This is a genomic window from Streptomyces sp. CBMA123, assembly GCF_014596465.1.
Taxonomy (GTDB): domain Bacteria; phylum Actinomycetota; class Actinomycetes; order Streptomycetales; family Streptomycetaceae; genus Kitasatospora.
The window spans coordinates 1-21439 of record NZ_MECK01000112.1 but is presented as its reverse complement, the minus strand read 5'-3'; the positions used below and the strand labels follow the sequence as shown (position 1 = coordinate 21439).

Here is a 21439-nt window from a genome sequence, read left to right as displayed (position 1 = left end):
GGAAGGGCCGGGTGGCGGCGGGCGGAACCCGGGCGGGACCGTCCGACGCCGGTCGAATTTTGTTCCGAACGCCCGGAGGAGGGGCGGCCGGGTCGCGACGGGGTCTCGGCGCGGCCGGCGGAGCGGTGTCAGATCCGGAAGGTTCGCATCCGCATCGCTTCGCGCATCCGCCGTTCCTTGGTCCGTCGGGGCTGTACCCGCTCCCTCAGTTCACGGGCTTCGGCGAGCTCGCGCAGGAAGACGGCCCGCCGCCTGCGGCGCTCCGACTCGGTCTCCGGGGGGTCCTGCGGCGGGCCGGCGCGAAGGCCCGCCGCGCCGGCGGGGTCGTCCGCCGAGCCATCCCCGGCCTTCGGGTTGCTCGTCATAAGACGTGACATTCCCCGAACGGCCGGGTTGATACCACAGGAGCCGGTTCCGTCCGGACATCCGGCGTGCGTCACGGCGTGTCACGAAAAGGTGACCGCGGCCGGTGGGCGGCCTGGCACGGCGTGTCGTACAGGCGTCCAGGACCGGGCTAACCTCGGTACATGCGTCTCCACGTCGTCGACCACCCCCTGGTCGCCCACAAGCTCTCCACCCTGCGCGACGAGCGCACCGACTCGCCGACCTTCCGTCGCCTGACCGACGAGCTGGTGACCCTCCTCGCCTACGAGGCCACCCGGGACGTCCGCACCGACGAGGTGGAGATCACCACGCCCGTGGCGGTCACGCTCGGCACCCGGCTCAGCTACCCGCGTCCGCTGGTCGTCCCGATCCTGCGGGCCGGCCTCGGCATGCTGGACGGGATGACCCGTCTGCTGCCGACCGCCGAGGTCGGCTTCCTCGGCATGGTGCGCAACGAGGAGACCCTGGAGGCCTCCACGTACGCCACCCGGATGCCCGACGACCTCTCCGGCCGCCAGGTCTACGTGCTCGACCCGATGCTGGCCACCGGCGGCACCCTGGTCGCCGCGATCAGGATGCTGATCGAGCGCGGTGCCACCGACGTCACCGCCGTGGTGCTGCTGGCCGCGCCCGAGGGCGTCGAGGTGGTGCAGCGGGAGCTGGCCGGCCTGCCGGTCACCGTGGTCACCGCCGCCCTCGACGAGCGGCTGAACGAGAACGGCTACATCGTCCCCGGCCTGGGCGACGCGGGCGACCGGCTGTACGGCACGGCCGGCTGACCACCCTTCCCGCACGACTCCGAACGTCCGAGAGCCCCCGGCACTGCGTCTGCCGGGGGCTCTCCTCGTCCTGCATGGTCAGTACACCTAGCAGCTGCCGGTGGCGCTCGGGGTGGGGGAGGGCTTGATGGCCAGGGCGAGGGCCGCGGCCGCCTGGGTCTCGTCCAGCAGGGCGTTGTAGCTGTCGCCGATCACGAAGTCCACGGTGGTGTCGGCGCGGGCGTCGGCGGTGACGGTGGCCCCGGCGATCTGGGAGCTCACCAGGGTGCCGGCGGCGACGCCGGTCGGGCCGGCGATCACCTGGGCGGTGCCGGGCACCTTCTTGTCCAGCTCGGCGGGCGCGTTGCCGACCTTGCCGATGGTGAAGCCGCGCTTCTTGAGCTCGTCGGCGGTCCGGCCGGCCAGGCCGGCCTTGGTGGTGGCGTTGTAGACGTTCACCGTGACGGCGGAGGGCTGCGGGACGGCGTGCGGGTCGACCGGCGCGCCGGAGGCCGCGGGGGCGCCCGGGGTGGCGCCGGCGGTCGGGGCCGCGAGCGGCTTGCCGGACGGGGCGGCGCAGGCCTGGGCGGCGGCGTTCCTGTCCTTGCCGCGGAAGATGTCGTACAGCTGTACGCCGCCGAGGCCGATCAGGGCCAGGGCGAGCAGCGCCGCGAGTGCGGCGATCACCTTGCGACTCTTCTTCGGGGGCCGGCCCAGCCGCGGATAGGCGTTGCCGGTGACGCGGTACTGCTTCCCCTTGAGGCCTTGGGGAGTCAACATGCTCACGGTCTGTCTCCCCCTCGTGCCAGGGCGGGTCGGGATGACGGGGTGGGCCGGGTAGGAGACGCCCTCAGGTGGGGGCGGATCCCCTGGTCGCGGCCGTAGTCAGCAGCGTAGTGCCGGACAGCTGTGAAGGTACTAAACGATCATCATCTGGAGTACCCCGGTACCCGAAAGGAGGTATCCGGGTACGCGCGGACCGCCCTCCGCCGGGTGGCGAGGGGGCGGTCCTGGGAGCCGGGGTGCGGCCGTCAGTCCATTTCGAGGACACGGGCGTGCAGTACCTGGCGCTGCTGCAGCGCGGCCCGTACGGCCCGGTGCAGCCCGTCCTCCAGGTAGAGGTCGCCGTGCCACTTCACCACGTGGGCGAAGAGGTCCCCGTAGAAGGTCGAGTCCTCGGCCAACAGGGTTTCCAGGTCGAGTTGGCCCTTGGTGGTCACCAGCTGGTCGAGCCGCACCGGGCGTGGGGCGACGTCAGCCCACTGACGGGTGCTCGTCCGGCCGTGATCCGGGTACGGCCGCCCATTGCCGATGCGCTTGAAGATCACACGGAAAGCCTACCGTTCGGACGGCGCGCGGCGCAGCAGCCGCGGCGCCGCCACGCGCACGGGTGCGAGCTGCGGGAGGGCGATTGCGGCTGTTTGATGGGAAATGTCGTGAACATCGCCTGGGCCCGGCCGGGTTCAGGACCAGCTCCCGTCCGCCGATCCCGCCCAGGAGCGTGCCCCGATGCCTTCCGCCACCACCCCGCCGGCCGTCCGGGAGATCGCCGACGGGTACGCCTTCACCGGGCCCGCGCTCGACCTCGGCGCGGTGCTGCTGGACGGCACCGCGTACCCCGACGCGCAGGTGCGCATCCCGCTCGGGGTGCTCAACCGGCACGGGCTGGTCGCCGGGGCCACCGGCACCGGGAAGACCAAGACCCTCCAGCTGATCGCCGAACAGCTCTCCGCCCAGGGCGTGCCGGTGTTCCTCGCCGACATCAAGGGCGACGTCTCCGGCATCGCCGCGCCCGGTGCGCCGGGCGACCGCACCACCGCCCGGGCCGCCGAGGTCGGGCAGGAGTGGACGCCCCGGGGCTGCCCGGCCGAGTTCTACTCGCTCGGCGGGCAGGGCACCGGCATCCCGATCCGGGCCACCGTCACCAGCTTCGGCCCGCTGCTGCTCGCCAAGGTGCTGGACCTGAACGAGACCCAGGAGTCCTCGCTCAGCCTGGTGTTCCACTACGCCGACCGCCAGGGCCTGGAGCTCTACGACCTCAAGGACCTCACCGCCGTCATCGGCCACCTCACCTCACCCGAGGGCAAGGAGGAACTGCGCACCATCGGCGGCCTCTCCGCGGCCACCGCCGGGGTGATCCTGCGGGCGCTCACCGTGCTGGAGAACGAGGGCGCCGGGGCGTTCTTCGGCGAACCCGAGTTCGACACCGCCGAACTGCTGCGCACCACGACGGACGGGCAGGGCCTGGTCTCGGTGCTGGAACTGCCCGCCGTGCAGGACCGGCCGCGACTGTTCTCCACCTTCCTGATGTGGCTGCTCGCCGACCTGTACCAGGAACTGCCGGAGGTCGGCGACCTGGACCGGCCCAAGCTGGTGTTCTTCTTCGACGAGGCGCACCTGCTGTTCAAGGGCGGCTCCAAGGCCTTCCTGGAGGCGATCACCCAGACCGTACGGCTGATCCGCTCCAAGGGCATCGGCATCTTCTTCGTGACCCAGACGCCGAAGGACGTCCCGGCCGAGGTGCTCGCCCAGCTGGGCAACCGGGTGCAGCACGCGCTGCGCGCCTTCACCCCGGACGACGCCAAGGCGCTCAAGGCCACCGTCTCGACCTTCCCCCGCTCCTCCTACGACCTCGGCACGGTGCTCACCTCGCTGGGGACCGGCGAGGCCGTGGTCACCGTGCTCTCCGAGAAGGGCGCGCCGACACCGGTCGCGGCCACCAGGCTGCGGGCGCCGCAGTCGCTGATGGGGCCGATCGAGGAGGGAGCGCTGCGGGCGGTGGTGGACGCCTCGCCGCTGACGGCGCGCTACCGGGACGCGATCGACCGGGAGTCCGCGTACGAGAAGCTGGCGGCCCGGGCACCCCGGCCGGAGCCGGCACCGGTCGAGCCCGCCCCGCGTGAGCCCGCCCCGCGTGAGCCCGCGCCGCGGCGGGAGGAGCCGACGGGGGCGGGCGGGCTGCTGGGCTCGCTGCTCAGCAACCCGACCGTGAAGTCCTTCGCCCGCTCGGCCGGGAAGCAGCTCGGGCAGGAGATCTCGCGCAGCCTGTTCGGGACGTCCAAGCGGCGGCGGTGAACCCTCGGGCGGTGAGCTACCGGTCGGTGAGCTTTCCGTCGGCGGGCTATCGGCCGGTGAGCCTTCAGACGGCGGGCTGTCAGCCGGCGAGTGCGGCGCCGATCCGGTCCAGCGAGGACAGCCGCATCAGGCCGTAGTTGTAGAACTCGACCTCGGGGACGCCGAGTTCGCGCAGGGCGGCGATCTTGGCGGCGAGGTTCTCCGGGCCGTCGCAGTCCGAGGCCATCGGGCGCAGGATCACCGCCATCCGCTCCGGGCGGACGCCGTGCAGAGCGAAGGCGGCGAGTTTCTCCCGGACGGCCTCCGGGGTCCTCGCGTAGCCGAGGGTCTCGATCTGGTCGGTGGCCCGTGCGAGGGCGGGCAGGTCGATGCCGGACAGCCAGCCCTTGCCGGGGCCGCCGCCGTCCATGAAGCTCAGCCGCATGCCGTGCCGGCGGGCCTGCTCGGTGAGCTCGGCGGCGAGCGTGGTGACGGTGGCGGCGGAGGCGTCCACGTAGGCGGCGAAGGCGCCGTCGGCGAGGGCGCTCAGGTCGGCCGGCTCGGCGGCGGCGCTCTCGTCGGCCAGGCGGCGGCGCAGTTCGCTCCGTACCGCCTCGGCGACCCGCTCGGCGGGGACGCCCGCGCGGGTGGCGGCGGCGCGGCAGTGCGGACAGAAGCAGACGCCGAGCAGGGCCTCGGCGGTCGGGCCCAGCTCCTCGAAGTAGCGCTCGTGGTGGTAGCCGTGGCGCAGGCCGTGGAAGTGCAGGGACTCGGCGCGGATCGCGTCCACGCCGTACCGGGCGAGTTCCTGGACCAGGGTCAGCGCGTACTCGCGGACCTCCGGGTGGGCCGGGCAGAGCTCGGTGAGGTGGCGGTCGCCGAAGGCGTTCGCCGGGGCGCAGTCCGGGTGGGCGAAGCCGAGCCGGTCGTTGTGGCAGAAGACCGTCCAGGCGTGCAGCTTCAGGCCCCGGCGGCCGGCCTCGGCGGCGGCCTCGGCGAAGGGGTCGCGGTCGCCGATCGCGGTGGACGGCACGGGCGCCAGCCGGCGGCCCCGCCAACGGGCCCGGTCCGGGCGGAAGTAGGCGGCGCCGGGCTCCAGGTAGCGGATCACCCGGCGGGGGTTGTGCGGGAAGACGTCGCGGGCCTCGTGGTAGACGGAGGCCAGGGTGACGCCGCCGACGCCGGCCCGGTCGGTGAGGTTGCCGAAGAAGGTGTCGGCGCCCTCGTCGAGCAGGTCGGTGGCGAAGGCGAGGACGGACGACTCCACGGTGCGGCTCCGGAGCTGGGGGCAGGTGCGTCGTTCACGCTAGCCGCAGGGGTGGGAATGGTCTATACCTGGCTGGTTCGGAAGGCCATTCGGACGGGCCGTTCGGATAGGCCGTCCGGAAGGGCCGTTCGGAAGGGCCGTCCGGATGGGCTAGAGGCCCAGGTCGTCGAGCTCCTTGAGCAGGGCGGCGTTGGGGCTGCCGGGCGAGGGCGCGATGCCGGCGGGCGCCCCGGCGGGGGTGGCGGGCGCGGGCTTCGGCTGCGCCTGGTCGCGGAGCAGGACGGCGGCGGCCAGCCCGCCGATCAGCCCGCCGAGGTGGCCCAGCCAGCTGACGCCGTGGGCGATCGGCAGGATGCCGATCAGGGTGGTCCAGTAGACCGCGGCGACGCCGAGGCCGACGACCGCGTCCAGCACGTTGCGGTCGAGGACCCCGCGCAGCACCACGTAGCCGAGGTAGCCGTAGACCATGCCGCTCGCCCCGGCCGTCACCGTGTTCGGGCTCTCCAGCAGCCAGACCGTGAGTCCGCCGGAGACCGTGATCACCAGGCTGGCCAGCAGGAACTTCCGCATGCCCCGGTAGGCGGCCAGGAAGCCGAGCACGAACAGCGGCCAGGAGTTGGACAGGATGTGGTCCCAACTGAAGTGCAGGAACGGCATGGTGAACATCTCGGGCAGGTCGCCGACCTGCTCCGAGCGCAGGCCGAACTCCCTGGACAGGTCGTAGTCGTCCAGCCAGTTCAGCACCTGTACGGACCAGATGACGGCCTGGATCCCGAGCATGGTGAACAGCGCGCGGCGGGAATCCGAGAACAACTGGGCGAGTTTCGAGACCATGACGTCGACTGTAGGGGCGCCCGGATCGGACGTGCACCCCATTACAGTGACCGGTGTCATCCCGACCGTGAGAGGTGCACCCATGAGTGTTCGTCCGCCGCTGCCGTACGAGTTCCTGCCGCAGGTGCCGTCCTTCCCGCTGAGCAGCCAGGACTTCACCGAAGGTGCCACGCTGGACCGGGAGTTCATCCACGCGGGCGGCAACCTCTCGCCGCAGCTGGCCTGGTCGGGCCTGCCGGAGGGCACCAGGAGCATCGCCGTCACCTGCTACGACCCGGACGCGCCGACCGGCTCCGGCTGGTGGCACTGGCTCGCCCTCAACCTGCCCGCCGACACCGTCGAACTGCCGCGCGGCGCCGGTTCCTCGGACGACAGCCTGCCCGGCGCGGCCTCCTTCCACGGGCGCACCGACTTCCCCGGCAACAAGTACGACGGCGCCGCCCCGCCGCCCGGCGCCCCGCACCGCTACGTGTTCGCGGTGCACGCGCTGGACGTCGAGAAGCTCGACGTCACCGCCGACACCCCGGCGGCCCAGGTGGGATTCCACCTGACCTTCCACACCCTGGGGCGGGCGCTGCTGACCGGCGAGTACGGGGTCTGAGCAAAGCGCTGAACAAAGCCCTGAGCGAAAGCCCAGAGCAAAAGCGCTGGGCAAAAGCGCTGGGCAAAAGCGCTGGGCAGCGCCCTGAGCAATGCCCTGAGCAATGCCCTGAGCAATGCCCTGAGCATGCGGGCGAGGGCCTAACTCCCGCTTTCCGCGGCGTGTTCGGCCCTCGCCGCTATCGCGCGCAGGTGGGCGCGCAGCTCCGGGGGCTCGTGCACCTCGAAGTCGCAGTCCAGCATCAGCAGTCCGGCCGCCATCCACTTCAGGGACTCCGCGCGGGCGCGCAGCCGGCAGCTGTGGTCGTCGATCGGCTCGATCTCGTAGTCCCCGGTCCAGGGCATCCAGCCGTCGACCTCGGCGGCGGGGCGGTGGACGGTGGCCACCATGGAGCGGGTCGGTGAGCGGCGCAGCCGGTTGGCCACGAAGACGGCGGCGTCCTCGGCGGGGAGCGGGCGCGGGGTGAAGCGGGCACCGGTGGCGAACGGGTCGGCGATCCGGTCGACCCGGAAGAGCCGCCAGTCGTCCCGGTCCAGGTCGTAGCCGATCAGGTACCAGCGGCGGCCGGTGGAGACGAGGCGTTCGGGTTCGACGTTGCGCCGGGTCTCGGCGCCGTCGCGGTCCCGGTAGGCGAAGCGCAGGCGTTCGTGGTTGGTGACGGCGCCGGCGAGCAGGGTCAGGGCCTCCGGGTCGACGGTCGGGCCGTCCCCGGTGAGCAGGGGCACGGTGGCCTTGTTGAGGGTGCCGACCCGGTGCCGCAGCCGGCTCGGCAGCACCTGGAGCAGTTTGCCGAGGGCCCGTACCGAGGCCTCCTCGATGCCGACCACGGCGTGCCCGGCGGCCGCTCGCAGGCCGACCGCGATGGCCACCGCCTCCTCGTCGTCCAGCAGCAGCGGCGGCATCGCGGTGCCCGCGACCAGCCGGTAGCCGCCGTCCGCGCCCATGGTGGCCTGCACCGGGTAGCCGAGGTCGCGCAGCCGGTCGATGTCGCGGCGGATGGTGCGGGGGCTGACGCCGAGCCGTTCGGCGAGTTCGCTGCCGGGCCACTCGCGCGGGGTCTGCAGCAGGGACAGCAGGTTGAGCAGCCGGGCCGGGGTGTCGGTCATGCCGTCCAGCATGCCGGACGAACTGGGACAGCTCCTGACCTATATCGCCCGTACCGTTCTCCGCGTGGAGAAGCGGACGAGCGAGGAGAGCGGAATGAGTACGGCAGGAGCCGACCGGCGGAGGTGGATCGCGCTGGCGATCGTGATGGTCGCCTCCTTCATGGACCTGGTGGACGTGACCATCGTCAACATCGCCATCCCCAGCATCCAGCAGGACACCGGTGCGTCCTTCAGTGCGATCCAGTGGGTCACCGGCGGCTACGCGCTGGCCTTCGCGGTCGGGCTGATCACCGGCGGCCGGCTGGGCGACATCCACGGCCGCAAGCGGCTGTTCCTGATCGGGATCGGCGGCTTCACGCTCGCCTCGGCGCTGTGCGGGCTGGCCTCCGGCCCGGAGATGCTGGTCGCGATGCGGATCGTCCAGGGCCTGACGGCGGCCCTCATGGTGCCGCAGGTGCTGTCGATCATCCACGCGACCTTCCCGGCCGAGGAGCGCGGCAAGGTCTTCGGGATGTTCGGCGCGGTGGTCGGACTGGGCGCGGTGTCCGGTCCGATGATCGGTGCGCTGCTCACCGAGTGGAACCTGCTCGGCCTCGAATGGCGGCCGATCTTCCTGATCAACCTGCCCGTCGGCATCGCCGGCCTGCTCCTCGGCCGCCGCTTCATCGATGAGTCCAAGGCCGAGCACGCGCTCAAGCTCGACCTGGTCGGCGTGCTCCTGGCCAGCCTCGGCCTGCTGATGCTGATCTACCCGCTGACCCACGGCCGGGAGGCCGGCTGGCCGCTCTGGGGCTACCTGTCGATGGCCGGCAGCCTCCCGGTGTTCCTGCTGTTTGTGGCGTACGAGAAGGCCAAGACGCGGCGGGACGGCTCCCCGCTGGTCGAACTGTCGCTGTTCCGGGTGAAGAGCTTCGCCGCCGGGATCTGCGTGCAGCTGGCCTTCGGCGTCGCGCTCGGAATCTTCTTCCTGGTCTGGACCCTCTACATGCAGGTCGGGCTCGGCTGGAGCCCGCTCAAGGCCGGCAGCACCGGCATACCGTTCTCGCTCGCCGTCTCCACGGCGGCCGGGCTCTCGGTGCAGAAGCTGGTGCCGCGGTTCGGGCGCAAGGTGCTCCAGACGGGCGCGCTGGTGATGGCGGCGGGCGTGCTCACCTACATCTGGGAGGCCGACCGGTACGGGACGGCCATCGCGCCCTGGCAGATGGCGCTGCCGCTGGTCGTGATGGGCCTCGGGATGGGGCTGATCGTCGCGCCGATCACCGACGCGGTGCTGTCCGAGGTGCCGCGCCGGCACGCCGGCTCGGCCTCGGGGCTGATCAACACCGTGCAGCAGATCGGCAACGCGCTCGGGCTCGGGCTGGTGTCGGTCGCCTTCTTCGGGGCGATGGACGACGTGGTCGCGCCGGACAAGCTGGGGACGGCCTTCGGCGGGGCGTTCGTGCACGCGATGTGGTGGGTCGCCGGGGTGCTGCTGGCGGTGTTCCTGCTGATGTTCGCGCTGCCGCGCAAGCGCGGGGTGGCGGTCGAGGACGGCGCCCCGGCCGTTCCGGGGCAGGCGGAGGAGCAGCAGCCCGTGCTGGTCTGAGAGCCGTTCCCCAGGTCGGGGGCCCCGGTCGCACTGCGCGACCGGGGCCCCCGCCGCACACTGGGAGGGTCATGGACCGTACGGCGGTGGACTCCTCGGTGCTGCGCTCGGTCGGGTACGACCCGCGGGCGCGGGTGCTGGAGCTGGAGTTCACCGGCGGGCGGGTGTACCGGTACGCGGACGTACCGGCCCGGGTGCACCGGGAGTTGCTCGCGGCGCGGAGCCACGGGCGGTACTTCCTCCGGTCGGTCCGGGGGCGGTACGCCTACTCGGCGGTGCCGGCCCGCCGGTAGTCGCTGCCGTCCCTGGTCCGGGCCAGGTGCCCGGCCTCGACCAGGTCGCGGCGCAGGGCCGGGGCGTCGTCGTGCACGGTGCGCAGGGCGTCGTTGACCTCGGCCTCGGTGTAGCCGCGCCCGGGCTCGAACAGGGTTTCCGCGAGGTGGGCCAGCAGCTGCTCCCGTCGGGCCGCCTTGCGCGGGACGGTGATCAGGCGGCCGTCGGGGGAGAACAGGCCGGCCACGCTGCGGGCGGCGGGGGTGGGTGCGGTCATACCGGAAGCGTCGCCGGGTGGGGCGGGGTGCGGCAATCGGTTTTCGGGGGCGGGTGGGGTCCATCGGGGCCGCCCGGCGGGTGCCGCGGGTCGGATCAACGGGCGCCGGTGAGGCCCGCGGTGACGGTGCGAGTGGTGGTGCGGGGCTTGGCGGCGGCCTTGGCCTCCTTCGCCGCGCGCTTCATCTCCTGCTTGAACTCCCGTACCAGGATGAGGGAGTCGGGGCCGGTGATGTCGGCGACCGAGCGGTGCGCGCCCTCCTCGCCGTACGCGCCGGCCGCCTCGCGCCAGCCCTCCGGCCGCACCCCGTACTGCTTGCCGAGCAGCGCCAGGAAGATCTGCGACTTCTGCTTGCCGAAGCCGGGAAGGGCGTTGAGGCGGCTGAGCAGTTCCTTGCCGGTGCGGGCGTCCTTCCACAGGGCGGCGGCGTCGCCCTCGTACTGCGCGACGAGGAACTGGCACAGCTGCTGCACCCGCTTGGCCATCGCGGCCGGGTAGCGGTGGACGGCCGGCTTGGCGGAGAGCAGGGCGACGAACTCCTCCGGGCTGTAGGTGGCGATCTCGTGGGCGTCGAGGTCCTTGCGACCGAGGCGCTGGGCGATGGTCAGCGGGCCGGTGAACGCCCATTCCATCGGCACCTGTTGGTCGAGGAGCATGCCGACGAGTGCGGCGAGCGCGCTCCGTCCGAGCAGTTCGTCGGCCTCGGGCTGCTGGGCGAGCCGGACGGTGACGTTCATGAGGTGTGCCCTCCTCGGAGTTGACGTCGGTCGGCGCCCAGTCTGGATGACGCGGAGTGGACGGACGCCGTCAACACGCCCGGAGCTGGGGAAGTCTTGGTGTTCCAACCCTTGCCAGAGCTGCTTTGTTCGTTGGCGGAGCGGTTGTTGGGGGTTTCCCGGAGGTGTCGCGGAAACATTTTTGTCCGCGGTGGTCACATTCGGCGCGTGCGCCGGGTCAGTGCTGTGTCCGACCGGATCCGACCGGAACGGACCGACCGGACCGACTCGACCAGCCACCGAACGGGAGCACTCCAATGTCCGTCGCCCACATCGTCGTCACCGTCCTCGGCGCCCTCATGGTCGGCTTCTCGGCGTACTCCGTCTTCGCCGGCGCCGACTACGTCGTGGGGCCCCTCGCCGAGTACGGCGTCCCGCGCGCATGGTGGACCTGGCTCGGCGTCGCCAAGGCCGCCGGCGCCCTCGGCCTGCTGGCCGGCCTCGCCGTCCCGGCCATCGGCTACGCGGCCGCCGTCGGCATCATCCTCTACTTCCTCGGCGCCGTGATCACCGTCGCCCGCGCCCGCGCCTACGCCCACATCCCCTTCCCGCTGATCTACCTGGCCCCGGCCGCCGCCTCCCTCGCCCTGGGCCTCGCGGCCTGACGGAACCCACCGCCGGCCCCCGTCGCCGGAGAAGTCCGGTCCTCGATGGGCGGGTTGAGGGTGGGCTCCCGGGGTTCGGGCGGGGGTTCGAGCGGGTGGGGTCATCTCATATGACTGTTGGTGTTGTGGCGATGTGAGGGGTGCGTGGCGGGTCATTCTTGATCCCCGACGACGCGTCCAGAAAGGCCAGCCCGCCGTGACCCAGCCGTTCGAACTGCCGTCCTTCTACGTGCCACACCCGGCGCGGCTCAATCCGCATCTGGAGGAGGCCCGGGCCCATTCCTCGGTCTGGGCCCGGGAGATGGGGATGTTGGAGGGGTCGGGGATCTGGGACCAGGCCGATCTGGACGCCCATGACTACGGGCTGCTCTGCGCCTACACCCACCCCGATGCCTCCGCCGAGGCGTTGTCGCTGGTCACCGACTGGTACGTGTGGGTGTTCTTCTTCGACGACCACTTCCTGGACATGTACAAGCGCACCAACGACCGGGTGGCCGGCAAGGCGCACCTGGACCGGCTGCCGCTGTTCATGCCCGCCGATCCGGCCGCGCCGGTGCCCGAGCCGGAGAACCCGGTCGAGGCGGGGCTGGCCGACCTGTGGCGGCGCACGGTGCCGGCGATGGGGGAGGACTGGCGGATCCGGTTCGCGCAGAGCACCCGGAACCTGCTGGACGAGTCGCTGTGGGAGCTCGCCAACATCGACGCGGGGAGGGTCGCCAATCCGGTCGAGTACATCGAGATGCGGCGCAAGGTGGGTGGTGCGCCGTGGTCCGCGCAGCTGGTGGAGTACGCGGCCGGGGCCGAGGTGCCGAAGGAGGTGTCCGGTTCGCGGGCGCTGCGGGTGCTGATGGACGCCTTCTCCGACGCCGTGCACCTGCGCAACGACATCTTCTCGTACCAGCGCGAGGTCGAGGACGAGGGTGAACTGAGCAACGGCATCCTGGTGTTGGAGCGTTTCCTGGAGTGCTCCACCCAGGAGGCCGCCGAGGCGGTCAACGACCTGCTCACCTCGCGGCTGCAGCAGTTCGAGAACACCGTGTTCACCGAACTGCCGGTGCTGTTCGAGGAGTTCGGGATCGATCCGGCAGGCCGGGCTCGGGTGACGGCGTATGTGAAGGGGCTGCAGGACTGGCAGTCCGGCGGGCACGAGTGGCACATGCGGTCCAGCCGGTACATGAACGGCGGTGGCACGGCGGCGGGTTCGGCGGGCGCGGTGCCGCCGGGCACGGGCGGTGCGGGGCTGCCGGGGTTGCCGGGGCTGTCCGGGGCGGGCAACTGGTGGGACCAGTACGCGATCAACGGGATCGGGACCTCGGCGCTGGACATCCTGCGCAAGGGCGGCGCGAACGCCGGCGCGCCGGCCGTGCGGCGGGCGCGCGCCCACGGGCACGTGCCGTTCCAGCCCGTCGGGCCGTCCTGGCTGCCCGAGTTCCGGCTGCCGTTCGCGCTCACCCTGAGCCCGCACCTGGACGGCGCGCGGGAGCGGGTGGTCGAGTGGGCCCAGCGGGTCGGCCTGCTGGACGCCGCCCACCCCGACGTGCCCGGATCCGGGCTCTGGGACGCCGAGTCGATGCGCGACTACGACCTCGCGCTCTGCGCGGCCGGCCTCCACCCGGACGCCACCGCCGAGCAACTCGACATCGCCTCGGCCTGGTTGGCCTGGGGCACCTGGGCCGACGACTACTACCCGGTGGTCTTCGGCCGCACCCGCGACCTGGCCGGCGCCAAGGCCGCCAACGCGCGGCTGCCGCTGTTCATGCCGCTGGACGGCACCCCCGCGCCCGAGTCCGCCCACCCGCTGGAGCGTTCCCTCGCCGACATCTGGGAACGCACCGCCGGCCCGATGAGCGTCGAGGCCCGGGGCCGGCTGCGGGAGGCCATCGAGGTGATGACGGCGAGCTGGATCTGGGAGCTCGCCAACCAGATCCAGAACCGCGTCCCGGACCCGGTGGACTACCTGGAGATGCGCCGCTCCACCTTCGGCTCCGAGCTCACCACGCTGCTCGCCCGCCTCGGCCACGGCCGGACCGTACCGGAGGAGGTCTACCGGCACGGCTCGATGCGCGCGCTGGAGAACTCGGCGATGGACTACGGCTGCATGATCAACGACCTTTTCTCGTACCAGAAGGAGGTCGAGTACGAGGGCGAGCTGCACAACATCGTGCTGGTGGTGCAGAACTTCTTCGACTGCGACTACCCGTCGGCGGTCCGGATCGTCGACGACCTGATGCACTCGCGGCTGGAGCAGTTCCAGCACGTCGCGCAGAAGGAACTCCCGGTGCTGTACGAGGACTTCGGGCTGACGGCGGACGCCCGGGAGCTGCTCGACGGGTACGTGGTGGAGCTGGAGAACTGGCTCGCGGGCGTGCTGAACTGGCACCGGGAGTGCCGCCGGTACCGCACGGCGGACCTGGAGCGGCACTTCGGCGCCGGGCGGGACCTCGCGGGCGCGGTCCTGGCGCGGGCGTCGGCGGCGGTCGAAACGGCGGCGGTCGAAACGGCGGGGACGGCTGGGGGCGCCGGGACGGCCGCGGTGCCGACCGGTCCGACCGGCCTGGGCACCACCTCGCTGCGCCCGCCGGGGACCGGCGCCGTCCCGGCGCACTGACCGGGCGTCTCCGGACCCGGGCGTTCCCGGACCCGGGCGTCTCCGGACCCGGGCGCACCCGCGCGGTTCAGCCCGCGCGGGTGCGCCGCGTCGTGGCTAGGCTGGCGAGTCGGGGGCCGCGCGCGCCTTCCGGCGCGCGCCCGCACCGCCGGACACGAGGGCTGAGAGATGGCTGCGCTACCTGAGGGCACACCCTGTTGGGCCGACGCGATGTTCACCGACCTGGAGGGCGCCAAGGCCTTCTACGGCGACGTCCTCGGCTGGACCTTCGGCGAGAGCTCGTCGGAGTACGGCAACTACACCCAGGCGTACTCGGACGGCAAGGCGGTGGCCGCGATCGTGCCGCCGATGCCGGGGACCGAGGCGCAGTCCGCCTGGTGCCTCTACCTGGCCTCGCCGGACGCGGCCGCGACCGCCGAGCGGATCCGCACCAACGGCGGGGAGGTGGTGATGGGCCCGATGCAGGTCGGTGACTTCGGCACCATGGTGATCGCCAGGGACCCGGGCGGGGTGGCGTTCGGCGTCTGGCAGGGCGGGGTCCACGAGGGCTTCGAGAAGCAGGTCGCGCCCGGCGCGTACAGCTGGGCCGAGATCGTCACCCGCGAGCCCGCGAAAGCCGACACCTTCTTCCCGGCGGTCTTCCCGTACGGCGTGCGGAAGATGGACTCCGAGCAGTTCGACTACCGGATGTTCCTGGTCGGCGGCGAGCCGGTGCTGGGCCGGATGGGCGCGGAGGGCGACTTCCTGCCGCCCGAGGCGCCCTCGTACGTGAGCGTCTACTTCGCCGTGGACGACGCCGACGCCGCGATCGAACGGCTGAGGAAGCAGGGCGGCACGGTGTACTTCGGGCCGATGGACAGCCCGTTCGGGCGGTTCGCCGCCGTCGGTGACCAGCAGGGCGCGGCCTTCGGGCTGATCGACCTCGGCCGGACGGTGGGCGCGCGGCCGCCGACGACGGACGTCTGATGGGCGAGCGCGAGGAGCTCGTCGAGACGCTGGACAAGCACCGCGGGCTGCTGCGCCGCACCGTCCGGGACCTCGGTGACGAGCAGGCGGCCCGGCGCACCACGGCGAGCGAGCTGTGCCTGGGCGGGCTGGTCAAGCACGTGGCGGCGGTCGAGGCGCGCTGGGCGCGGTTCATCACTGGCGGCGCGGAGGCGATGCGCGGCGGGGACGACGGGGACTGGGCGGCGCAGTTCCGGATGGCGGACGGCGAGACCCTGGCCGGCCTGCTCGCCCGGTACGAGGCGGTGGCGCGCGGCACGGACGAGCTGGTCCGGAGCCTGCCCGACCTCGACCTCGCCCACCCGCTGCCGTCGGCGCCCTGGTTCGAGCCGGGGGCGAGCTGGTCGGCCCGGCGGGTGCTGCTGCACCTGATCGCGGAGACCGCGCAGCACGCCGGGCACGCCGACATCATCCGGGAGGCGCTGGACGGGGCGAAGTCGATGGGGTGAGTCGATGGGGTGAGCGGCGGGTGCCCCGAAGGGGCTCAGGGCACCTCGACGCCGAGCAGCTCGCGCAGCGCCCGGCCGCCGTCCGGGGTGACCCGCAGGGCCCGGCCGGAGCCGATCCGCTCGACCCAGGCGCGGTCCAGCGCGGCCCGGCAGAGCGCGGCGCCCAGCGCGCCGCCGAGGTGACTGCGGCGCTCCGTCCAGTCCAGGCAGCTGCGCACCACCGGGCGCGCGCCCGGGCGGCCGGAGCGCGGCGGCAGTTCGATGACCTGCGCGGCCAGCCAGGCGTGGCCGCGTCGGGTGATGGCGAGCCCGGCCCGGTCGGTGACCAGGCCGCGGTCGAGCAGGGCGTCGGCGACGGCCACGCCGAGGCGGCCGGCCAGGTGGTCGTAGCAGGTGCGGGCGCGGGCCTCGGCGCTCTGCCGGGTGGCCTCGCGGAGGGTGCGGGGGCCTGGCCGGGCGGATTCACCCGAGGAATGTCCGATGGCTCCGGCCGCGGCCTCGGCGAAGACCGTCAGGTCCTCGATCAGCGTCGCGACGGCGGGGGAGGCCAGCCGGACGTACCGGTGCCGCCCCTGCCGCTCCTCGGTCAGCAGCCCGCCCGCGATCAGCCGGGACAGGTGCTCGCTGGCCGTCGACGGCGCGACGCCCGCCGACCGGGCCAGCTCGCCCGCCGTCCAGGCCCGGCCGTCCAGCAGGGCGGAGCAGAAGGCGGCGCGGGTGGGGTCGGCGAGCAGCGCGGCGAGGGCGGCGAGCGGCGAGCCCCGGTGGTCCACTGGCGTGCGTCCAAGGTCGGGCATGCCCCCATCGTCGCCCCGGCACGGTTCGGCCGGGACCGAAACGACCCGGGGCCACGATGGCGGCATGAGCGATCCGACGCCCCGAGGACTGACCTTCTCCCACGACCAGGACGTGACCGCGGCCCTGGCCGACCCGGCCCTCGTCCCACCGCCGGCCACGCCCGGCCCGTACGGCACGGTGGCCTGGCTGCGGGCCACCGTCGCCCGGTTCAGCGCGGGCGAGCCGCACGCCCGGCGCCGGGCGCTGGTGCTGGCCGACCTGGACCGGCTGGACCTGGTCAAGCTGCGGATCCTGGCCGCGGGCGGCTACCAGCCGGACGTCCGGCTGCGGGTGGTACGGGTGCTGGCGACGATGCTCGGCCTGGCCGATCCGGCGGCCGTCGCGCGGGACGTGAAGGCGGTGGCCCGGGCGTACTTCGAGCCGGCCCCGGCCGAGTCGGCCCTGGACGGCCCGGCCCCGGGCGACCCGGAGGCGGATGCGGCGGTGGCCCGGCTGCTGCCCGCCATGGGCGACGAGGACGCGGAGACGGCGGCGAACCGGATCGGCCTGCTGGTGCAGGCCTGCGACGCCACCGCCACCCTCGTCGAGCACGCCCGGCGGCACCCCGACGGCCTGGCCGGCGCCCTGCGGGACGATCCGCCGGTCCGGGTGATGCGCCGGTTCGCGGCCCGGGCGACGGTGGTCGGCGGGGTCGCGGTGCCCGCCGGGGCGCACGTGCTGCTCGACCTCGACGCCGCCCGGGGCCCTGACCGTGAGCCGCCGGCCTTCGGCGCTCCGCCCCGGCTCTGCCCGGGCCGCGCGCAGGCGATGGTGATCGCCGAGGGCATCCTGTACGGCTCCTCCGACCCGTCGGACACCTCCGTGCCGCCCGCCGAGACCCACCTCGACCAGGCCGGACTCGCCGCCCTGATCCCGGAGACGATCGCGCACGTGCTCGCCCTGGCGGACACCTGGACGGACTGGGACGGGCGCCCGGTGGTCAACGCCGACGACCGGACCTACACCCCGCACAAGGTGGTGCGCCGGGTCGCCGACCACCTCCTCGACCATCTGGCCGAGGTGGAGGCCCGCCTGGCCGGCGAACCCGCCGCTGCCGACCACTGGCACGCCTCCAACGTCACCACCCCGGCCGACCTCGTACCGTTCACCGCCGCCGACCTGGACGAGACCCGCAGCCGGCTCACCCGGCTCGGGCGGATCTGGGCCCAGCGGGTGGCCGCGCTGCCGGAGTGGCAGCTGGACGACTCGCCGGGGGCGGGCTGGAGCTTCCGGCAGATCGTCTGCCACCTCGCCAGGACCGCCGCCTACTACGCGGACTCGGTGGGCCCCACCACGAGCAAGGACTCGGTGGGCCCCGCCACGAGCAAGGACTCGGTGGGCCCCGCCACGAGCAAGGAGCAGCCGCGATGACCACCACCCCCGCCCCGATGACCGCGTTCACCGCCCTGCACCACCGCCCCGGCCGACCGCTGCTGCTCCCGAACGCCTGGGACCACGCCTCGGCCGCCGCCCTCGCCGCTGCCGGGCACCCCGCGATCGGCACCACCAGCCTGGGCGTGGCGGCCGCCGCCGGACTGCCCGACGGCGCCGCCGCCACCCGGGCGGAGACCGTCCGGCTGGCCCGCCGGCTGGGCCGGGACGGCTTCCTGCTGAGCGTGGACGTGGAGTCCGGGTTCAGTGACGACCCGGCCGAAGTCGCCTCGCTGGCCGTTGAGTTGGCGCGGGCCGGGGCGGTCGGAATCAACCTGGAGGACGGCCGGCCGGACGGCACGCTGGCGCCGTCCGGGGCGCACGCGGCGAAGGTCGCGGCGGTGAAGGCCGCCGTCCCGGAGCTGTTCGTCAACGCCCGTACCGACACCTACTGGTGCGGGTGCGGGTGCGGGGACCCCGAGCCGGAGACCGACCGGCGGCTGGCGGCCTATCGGGAGGCGGGGGCGGACGGCGCGTTCGTTCCCGGGCTGAGCGAGCCGGCGGCGATCGCCCGGCTGGCCGGACGGTCGCCCCTCCCGCTCAACATCCTCTGGACGCCGACCGGTCCGGGCCTCGCCGAGCTGGCCGCGCTCGGGGTGGCCCGGGTCAGCCTGGGCTCGCTGCTGTACCGCTCGGCGCTGGCGGCGGCGGTGGCGACGGCCGCCGCGGTGGCCTCGGGCGGGCCGGTCGGGCCGGTGCCCGGCTACGCCGAGGTCCAGGCACTGAGCGGGAGTTGACGGCTGGTCGAGGGCGGTGGTTCAGGACGTGGAGCGCCTCGCCTCGATGCCGTCCAGGATGACGTCGAGGCCGCGGCGGAAGCTGCTGTCCCGGCCGGCCTCGATCTCCCCCGGCACCTCGGTGGTGTACAGCCGGTGCAGTCGCGGGTACGGCCGGGTGGCGTCGACGACGGCGGGCAGCAGCCGGTCCATGAACTCCTGCTCACCCTGGCCGCTCTTGGTCAGCGCGCTCAGCCAGGCGGCCTCCACGGTGGCGGTGCCGATGGTGTAGCCCGTGACGACGCTCATCACGTCGCTGGCCTCGCCGAGGTCGAAGCCGGCCGTCTCCATCAGGACCAGCAGGGCCTCGGAGAGCCGCATCCAGTTGGGGCCGAGGTAGACCATTCCGACGTCGCCGATCACCGAGACCATCCACGGGTGGCGCACGATGGCCGCGCGCATCCCCTCGGTGCACTCGACGATGGCCGCGCGCCAGACCTTCGGGTCCTCGGCGCCCTCGGCCCGGGCGAGCGGGAGTTCGCCGAAGACATGGTCGACGACCAGGGCGAGCAGCTCGTCCTTGTTGGCGACGTGGGTGTAGAGCGAGGTGGCGCCGGCGTTGAGGCGGGCGCCGAGCTTGCGCATGCTCAGCGCCTCGATGCCGTCGGAGTCCAGCAGGGCGAAGGCCTCGGCGACGATCTGCTCGCGACTGAGGGCGGGCTGGGTCCGCCGTTTCTGCGGACGGTTCCACGGCGACGGGAAGTCCGGCTGGGCGTCGGTCCGGTGCTCCGGCGGGGTGTCGTCCTCCGACGTGGCCGTCATCAGGCCCTCCATTCCACATGCCCCCTGGTCGGGTGCGGTCCGTCCAGCATAGGCCCCGGCGCCGCACACCGTACGGCTGTCCGCACACCGTACGACCATCCGGACGCCGTACGGCGGCCCGTACGTTGTGCGGCCATCCGTACATCGTGCGGTCTTGCGAACAGTGTTCGGTGTCCGTACAGTGTTCGGCGTAGCGCACACCGTTCGGTCAGGGACGGGCGAACGGTGTGCGCCATGAGGACTTCCGCGCGGCCTGCCGCCGACGCGAGGACGTGCGCGGGCTGCGGCCGACGCGCCGAACCGAAGGGGGAACGTGGTGGACCGTCAGACGGATCGTCACCCGCGTCGCTGGCTCATCCTGGTCGTGCTCTGCCTCAGCAGCCTGGTGCTGGTGATCGACAACATGGTGCTCACGGTGTCCATCCCGCCGATCGCGGAGGACCTCAAGGCCGGGGCGCAGGACATCCAGTGGATCATCGACTCGTACATCCTGGTCTTCGCCGGACTGCTGCTGACCTCGGGAAGCCTCTCCGACCGGTTCGGACGGCGAAAAGTGATGATCATCGGGCTGGCGCTGTTCGGCGCCGCCTCACTGGTCGCGGCGGTCGCCTCCAGCCCCGGTGAACTGATCGCCGGCCGCGTGCTGATGGGCGTCGGCGGTGCCCTGGTCATGCCGAGCACCCTGTCCATCCTGATCACCGTCTTCGACGACGAGGAGCGGCCCAAGGCGATCGCCGCCTGGAGCGCGGTGGCCATGATCGGCCTGGTCGGCGGCCCGGTGCTGGGCGGCGCGCTGATCGCCCACTTCTGGTGGGGCGCGGTGTTCCTGCTCAACGTGCCGGTCGCGGCCGTGGCCATCGTCGCGGCGGTCGTGCTGATGCCGGAGTCCAAGGGCCCGTGGCGCAAGCCCGACCTGCCCGGCATGCTGCTCTCCATGGTCGGCATGACCGCCCTGGTCTGGTCGATCATCGTGCTGCCGCGGGACGGTTTCGCCCACGTCAACACCCTCGGCGCGATGGCCCTCGCGGTCGCCGCGCTGACCGGCTTCGGCATCCGTCAGGTCCGCACCGACTCGCCGATGGTCCCGCTCAAGCTGTTCCGCAACCGGGTCTTCACCGGCGCCAGCTTCTCCCTCGTCCTGCTCACCTTCGCCACCGGCGGCCTGATGCTGGTGCTCACCCAGTACCTGCAGTTCGTGCTGGAGTTCTCGCCCACCGACACCGGCCTGGCCTTCATCCCGCTGGCCATCGCCTCGCTCGCCTTCAACGTGATCGGCGCCGCGCTCGGCAAGAAGCTCCCGGCCCGGGTGCTCACCTCGGTCGGCATGGTGATCATCGCCGGCGGCTTCGGACTGCTGGCCACTCTCTCCGTCGGCGACGGCTTCGGCAAGGTCGCCCTCGCCATGCTGGTGCTCGGCATCGGCTCCGGCCTGGGCATGCCCGCCGCCGCCAACGCCCTGATGGGCGCCATCCCCGGCGAGCACGCCGGCGTCGGCTCCGCCCTCAACGACACCATCCAGCAGTCCGGCGCCGCCCTCGGCGTGGCCATCCTCGGCACCGTGCTCTCCAGCACCTACACCGGCGCGATGCCCACCGACGCCCCCGCCCCTGCCCGGCACGCCATCACCGACGCGCTCGCCCTCTCCGCCGGCAACGGCGCCCTGGCCCGGGCCGCCCGGGAGGCCTTCAACACCGCCACCTCCACCACCTTCACGGTCGGCGGGATCGCCGTCCTGGTGGCCGCGGTGCTCACCCTGGTGCTGATGCGGGGCACGCCGGCTGCCGAGGCCGGTGCGGAGCCCGTCGAGGCCGCCGCGGAGCCCGTCGAGCCCGCCGTCGAGGCGGTCGTCTGAGCCCGCTCCGAAGCGGCCGGCCCCCCTGACCGGCCGCCCCCGCCCCCCCGCCGGCCCCCCCCCCCGCCCCCCCCGCCGCGAGCATGGTCGAGCCCGGCACCGGCAAGATCCTGGCGATGGCCCAGACCCGCCCCTACGGCCTGGACACGGCCAAGAACCAGACCGTCGTCAACCTCAACGTCGACCTGGCGATGGGCGG

22 protein-coding genes are annotated in these 21439 nt (G+C 73.1%); 12 read left to right on the top strand and 10 right to left on the bottom strand.

Annotation, left to right across the window (positions count from 1 at the left end; all coding sequences use genetic code 11):
- Window positions 1-128: 128 nt before the first annotated feature.
- Window positions 129-365 (bottom strand): hypothetical protein, encoded by a 237-nt coding sequence (locus BG452_RS15330; RefSeq protein ID WP_188304845.1) that lies wholly within the window; start codon window positions 363-365, stop codon window positions 129-131.
- A 162-nt stretch (window positions 366-527) separates the two neighbouring features.
- Between BG452_RS15330 and upp the strand changes: the two genes are divergently transcribed.
- Window positions 528-1163 carry a uracil phosphoribosyltransferase gene (gene upp, locus BG452_RS15325; RefSeq protein WP_188304844.1) on the top strand — a complete coding sequence of 212 codons (636 nt, stop codon included), beginning with the start codon at window positions 528-530 and terminating at the stop codon, window positions 1161-1163.
- 87 nt (window positions 1164-1250) lie between these two features.
- On the opposite strand, the gene BG452_RS15320 is transcribed toward upp, so the two are convergent.
- Both BG452_RS15320 and BG452_RS15315 read right to left on the bottom strand, forming a co-directional pair.
- A complete protein-coding gene (locus BG452_RS15320; RefSeq protein ID WP_223242253.1) occupies window positions 1251-1922 on the bottom strand; it encodes a LytR C-terminal domain-containing protein in 672 nt (223 codons plus the stop codon).
- Window positions 1923-2173: 251 nt separating this feature from the next.
- A complete protein-coding gene (locus BG452_RS15315; protein ID WP_030273186.1) occupies window positions 2174-2470 on the bottom strand; it encodes a type II toxin-antitoxin system VapB family antitoxin in 297 nt (98 codons plus the stop codon).
- A 181-nt stretch (window positions 2471-2651) separates the two neighbouring features.
- On the opposite strand from BG452_RS15315, the gene BG452_RS15310 reads away from it, so the two are divergent.
- A complete protein-coding gene (locus BG452_RS15310) occupies window positions 2652-4217 on the top strand; it encodes a helicase HerA-like domain-containing protein (protein WP_188304842.1) in 1566 nt (521 codons plus the stop codon).
- Window positions 4218-4296: 79 nt separating this feature from the next.
- Here BG452_RS15310 and BG452_RS15305 read toward each other — a convergent pair whose 3' ends face one another.
- Both BG452_RS15305 and BG452_RS15300 read right to left on the bottom strand, forming a co-directional pair.
- Window positions 4297-5463, bottom strand: coding sequence for a hypothetical protein (locus BG452_RS15305; RefSeq protein WP_188304841.1), 1167 nt, complete (start codon window positions 5461-5463; stop codon window positions 4297-4299).
- A gap of 150 nt (window positions 5464-5613) precedes the next feature.
- Window positions 5614-6297, bottom strand: a complete 684-nt coding sequence (locus tag BG452_RS15300; RefSeq protein WP_188304840.1) for a rhomboid family intramembrane serine protease — start codon at window positions 6295-6297, stop codon at window positions 5614-5616.
- Window positions 6298-6379: 82 nt separating this feature from the next.
- Between BG452_RS15300 and BG452_RS15295 the strand changes: the two genes are divergently transcribed.
- Entirely contained in the window at window positions 6380-6898 is a 519-nt protein-coding gene (locus BG452_RS15295; RefSeq protein WP_188304839.1) for a YbhB/YbcL family Raf kinase inhibitor-like protein, read from the top strand.
- Between the two features lie 140 nt (window positions 6899-7038).
- Here the strand turns inward: BG452_RS15295 and BG452_RS15290 are convergent, their stop codons facing one another.
- Window positions 7039-8004 (bottom strand): helix-turn-helix transcriptional regulator, encoded by a 966-nt coding sequence (locus tag BG452_RS15290; protein ID WP_188304838.1) that lies wholly within the window; start codon window positions 8002-8004, stop codon window positions 7039-7041.
- Window positions 8005-8098: 94 nt separating this feature from the next.
- Here BG452_RS15290 and BG452_RS15285 point away from each other — a divergent pair, with 94 nt between their 5' ends.
- A complete protein-coding gene (locus tag BG452_RS15285) occupies window positions 8099-9589 on the top strand; it encodes an MFS transporter (protein WP_188304837.1) in 1491 nt (496 codons plus the stop codon).
- Between the two features lie 71 nt (window positions 9590-9660).
- Window positions 9661-9882 (top strand): KTSC domain-containing protein, encoded by a 222-nt coding sequence (locus tag BG452_RS15280; RefSeq protein WP_188304836.1) that lies wholly within the window; start codon window positions 9661-9663, stop codon window positions 9880-9882.
- Here BG452_RS15280 and BG452_RS15275 read toward each other — a convergent pair.
- Both BG452_RS15275 and BG452_RS15270 read right to left on the bottom strand, forming a co-directional pair.
- Complete coding sequence (locus BG452_RS15275; RefSeq protein ID WP_188304835.1) at window positions 9855-10139, bottom strand: DUF2087 domain-containing protein; 285 nt, start codon at window positions 10137-10139, stop codon at window positions 9855-9857. The genes BG452_RS15280 and BG452_RS15275 overlap by 28 nt on opposite strands.
- 95 nt (window positions 10140-10234) lie before the next feature.
- Entirely contained in the window at window positions 10235-10876 is a 642-nt protein-coding gene (locus BG452_RS15270) for an HhH-GPD-type base excision DNA repair protein (protein WP_188304834.1), read from the bottom strand.
- 296 nt (window positions 10877-11172) lie between these two features.
- Between BG452_RS15270 and BG452_RS15265 the strand changes: the two genes are divergently transcribed.
- The 4 genes from BG452_RS15265 to BG452_RS15250 all read left to right on the top strand — a co-directional run bounded on the left by BG452_RS15265 (window position 11173) and on the right by BG452_RS15250 (window position 15582).
- On the top strand, window positions 11173-11520 hold the full coding sequence (locus BG452_RS15265; protein WP_188304833.1) for a DoxX family protein: 348 nt from the start codon (window positions 11173-11175) through the stop codon (window positions 11518-11520).
- Between the two features lie 196 nt (window positions 11521-11716).
- Window positions 11717-14128: a terpene synthase family protein gene (locus BG452_RS15260; protein ID WP_188304832.1), complete on the top strand. Its 2412-nt coding sequence runs from the start codon at window positions 11717-11719 to the stop codon at window positions 14126-14128.
- Window positions 14129-14296: 168 nt separating this feature from the next.
- Window positions 14297-15094, top strand: coding sequence for a VOC family protein (locus BG452_RS15255; protein ID WP_188304831.1), 798 nt, complete (start codon window positions 14297-14299; stop codon window positions 15092-15094).
- Window positions 15094-15582, top strand: coding sequence for a DinB family protein (locus BG452_RS15250; protein WP_188304830.1), 489 nt, complete (start codon window positions 15094-15096; stop codon window positions 15580-15582). The genes BG452_RS15255 and BG452_RS15250 overlap by 1 nt, the downstream gene beginning before the upstream one ends.
- A 35-nt stretch (window positions 15583-15617) precedes the next feature.
- Here the strand turns inward: BG452_RS15250 and BG452_RS15245 are convergent, their stop codons facing one another.
- Window positions 15618-16379 (bottom strand): ArsR/SmtB family transcription factor, encoded by a 762-nt coding sequence (locus BG452_RS15245; protein WP_223242248.1) that lies wholly within the window; start codon window positions 16377-16379, stop codon window positions 15618-15620.
- A gap of 64 nt (window positions 16380-16443) precedes the next feature.
- On the opposite strand from BG452_RS15245, the gene BG452_RS45610 reads away from it, so the two are divergent.
- A complete protein-coding gene (locus tag BG452_RS45610; RefSeq protein ID WP_223242247.1) occupies window positions 16444-17790 on the top strand; it encodes a hypothetical protein in 1347 nt (448 codons plus the stop codon).
- A complete protein-coding gene (locus BG452_RS15235) occupies window positions 17787-18587 on the top strand; it encodes an isocitrate lyase/phosphoenolpyruvate mutase family protein (protein WP_223242246.1) in 801 nt (266 codons plus the stop codon). The genes BG452_RS45610 and BG452_RS15235 overlap by 4 nt, the downstream gene beginning before the upstream one ends.
- A 21-nt stretch (window positions 18588-18608) precedes the next feature.
- Here the strand turns inward: BG452_RS15235 and BG452_RS15230 are convergent, their stop codons facing one another.
- Window positions 18609-19388 (bottom strand): TetR/AcrR family transcriptional regulator, encoded by a 780-nt coding sequence (locus BG452_RS15230; RefSeq protein WP_188304828.1) that lies wholly within the window; start codon window positions 19386-19388, stop codon window positions 18609-18611.
- Window positions 19389-19704: 316 nt separating this feature from the next.
- Here BG452_RS15230 and BG452_RS15225 point away from each other — a divergent pair, with 316 nt between their 5' ends.
- Window positions 19705-21240 (top strand): MFS transporter, encoded by a 1536-nt coding sequence (locus BG452_RS15225; RefSeq protein ID WP_317621053.1) that lies wholly within the window; start codon window positions 19705-19707, stop codon window positions 21238-21240.
- Window positions 21241-21439 lie beyond the last annotated feature (199 nt).

Excerpts from the sequence above, each read along its gene's own strand:
- BG452_RS15330 (WP_188304845.1), bottom strand. The coding sequence starts at position 365 with ATGACGAGCAACCCGAAGGCCGGGGATGGCTCGGCGGACGACCCCGCC.
- upp (WP_188304844.1), top strand. The coding sequence starts at position 528 with ATGCGTCTCCACGTCGTCGACCACCCCCTGGTCGCCCACAAGCTCTCC.
- BG452_RS15320 (WP_223242253.1), bottom strand. The coding sequence starts at position 1,922 with ATGTTGACTCCCCAAGGCCTCAAGGGGAAGCAGTACCGCGTCACCGGC.
- BG452_RS15310 (WP_188304842.1), top strand. The coding sequence starts at position 2,652 with ATGCCTTCCGCCACCACCCCGCCGGCCGTCCGGGAGATCGCCGACGGG.
- BG452_RS15300 (WP_188304840.1), bottom strand. The coding sequence starts at position 6,297 with ATGGTCTCGAAACTCGCCCAGTTGTTCTCGGATTCCCGCCGCGCGCTG.
- BG452_RS15295 (WP_188304839.1), top strand. The coding sequence starts at position 6,380 with ATGAGTGTTCGTCCGCCGCTGCCGTACGAGTTCCTGCCGCAGGTGCCG.
- BG452_RS15290 (WP_188304838.1), bottom strand. The coding sequence starts at position 8,004 with ATGACCGACACCCCGGCCCGGCTGCTCAACCTGCTGTCCCTGCTGCAG.
- BG452_RS15285 (WP_188304837.1), top strand. The coding sequence starts at position 8,099 with ATGAGTACGGCAGGAGCCGACCGGCGGAGGTGGATCGCGCTGGCGATC.
- BG452_RS15280 (WP_188304836.1), top strand. The coding sequence starts at position 9,661 with ATGGACCGTACGGCGGTGGACTCCTCGGTGCTGCGCTCGGTCGGGTAC.
- BG452_RS15275 (WP_188304835.1), bottom strand. The coding sequence starts at position 10,139 with ATGACCGCACCCACCCCCGCCGCCCGCAGCGTGGCCGGCCTGTTCTCC.
- BG452_RS15270 (WP_188304834.1), bottom strand. The coding sequence starts at position 10,876 with ATGAACGTCACCGTCCGGCTCGCCCAGCAGCCCGAGGCCGACGAACTG.
- BG452_RS15265 (WP_188304833.1), top strand. The coding sequence starts at position 11,173 with ATGTCCGTCGCCCACATCGTCGTCACCGTCCTCGGCGCCCTCATGGTC.
- BG452_RS15255 (WP_188304831.1), top strand. The coding sequence starts at position 14,297 with ATGGCTGCGCTACCTGAGGGCACACCCTGTTGGGCCGACGCGATGTTC.
- BG452_RS15250 (WP_188304830.1), top strand. The coding sequence starts at position 15,094 with ATGGGCGAGCGCGAGGAGCTCGTCGAGACGCTGGACAAGCACCGCGGG.
- BG452_RS15245 (WP_223242248.1), bottom strand. The coding sequence starts at position 16,379 with ATGCCCGACCTTGGACGCACGCCAGTGGACCACCGGGGCTCGCCGCTC.
- BG452_RS45610 (WP_223242247.1), top strand. The coding sequence starts at position 16,444 with ATGAGCGATCCGACGCCCCGAGGACTGACCTTCTCCCACGACCAGGAC.
- BG452_RS15235 (WP_223242246.1), top strand. The coding sequence starts at position 17,787 with ATGACCACCACCCCCGCCCCGATGACCGCGTTCACCGCCCTGCACCAC.
- BG452_RS15230 (WP_188304828.1), bottom strand. The coding sequence starts at position 19,388 with ATGACGGCCACGTCGGAGGACGACACCCCGCCGGAGCACCGGACCGAC.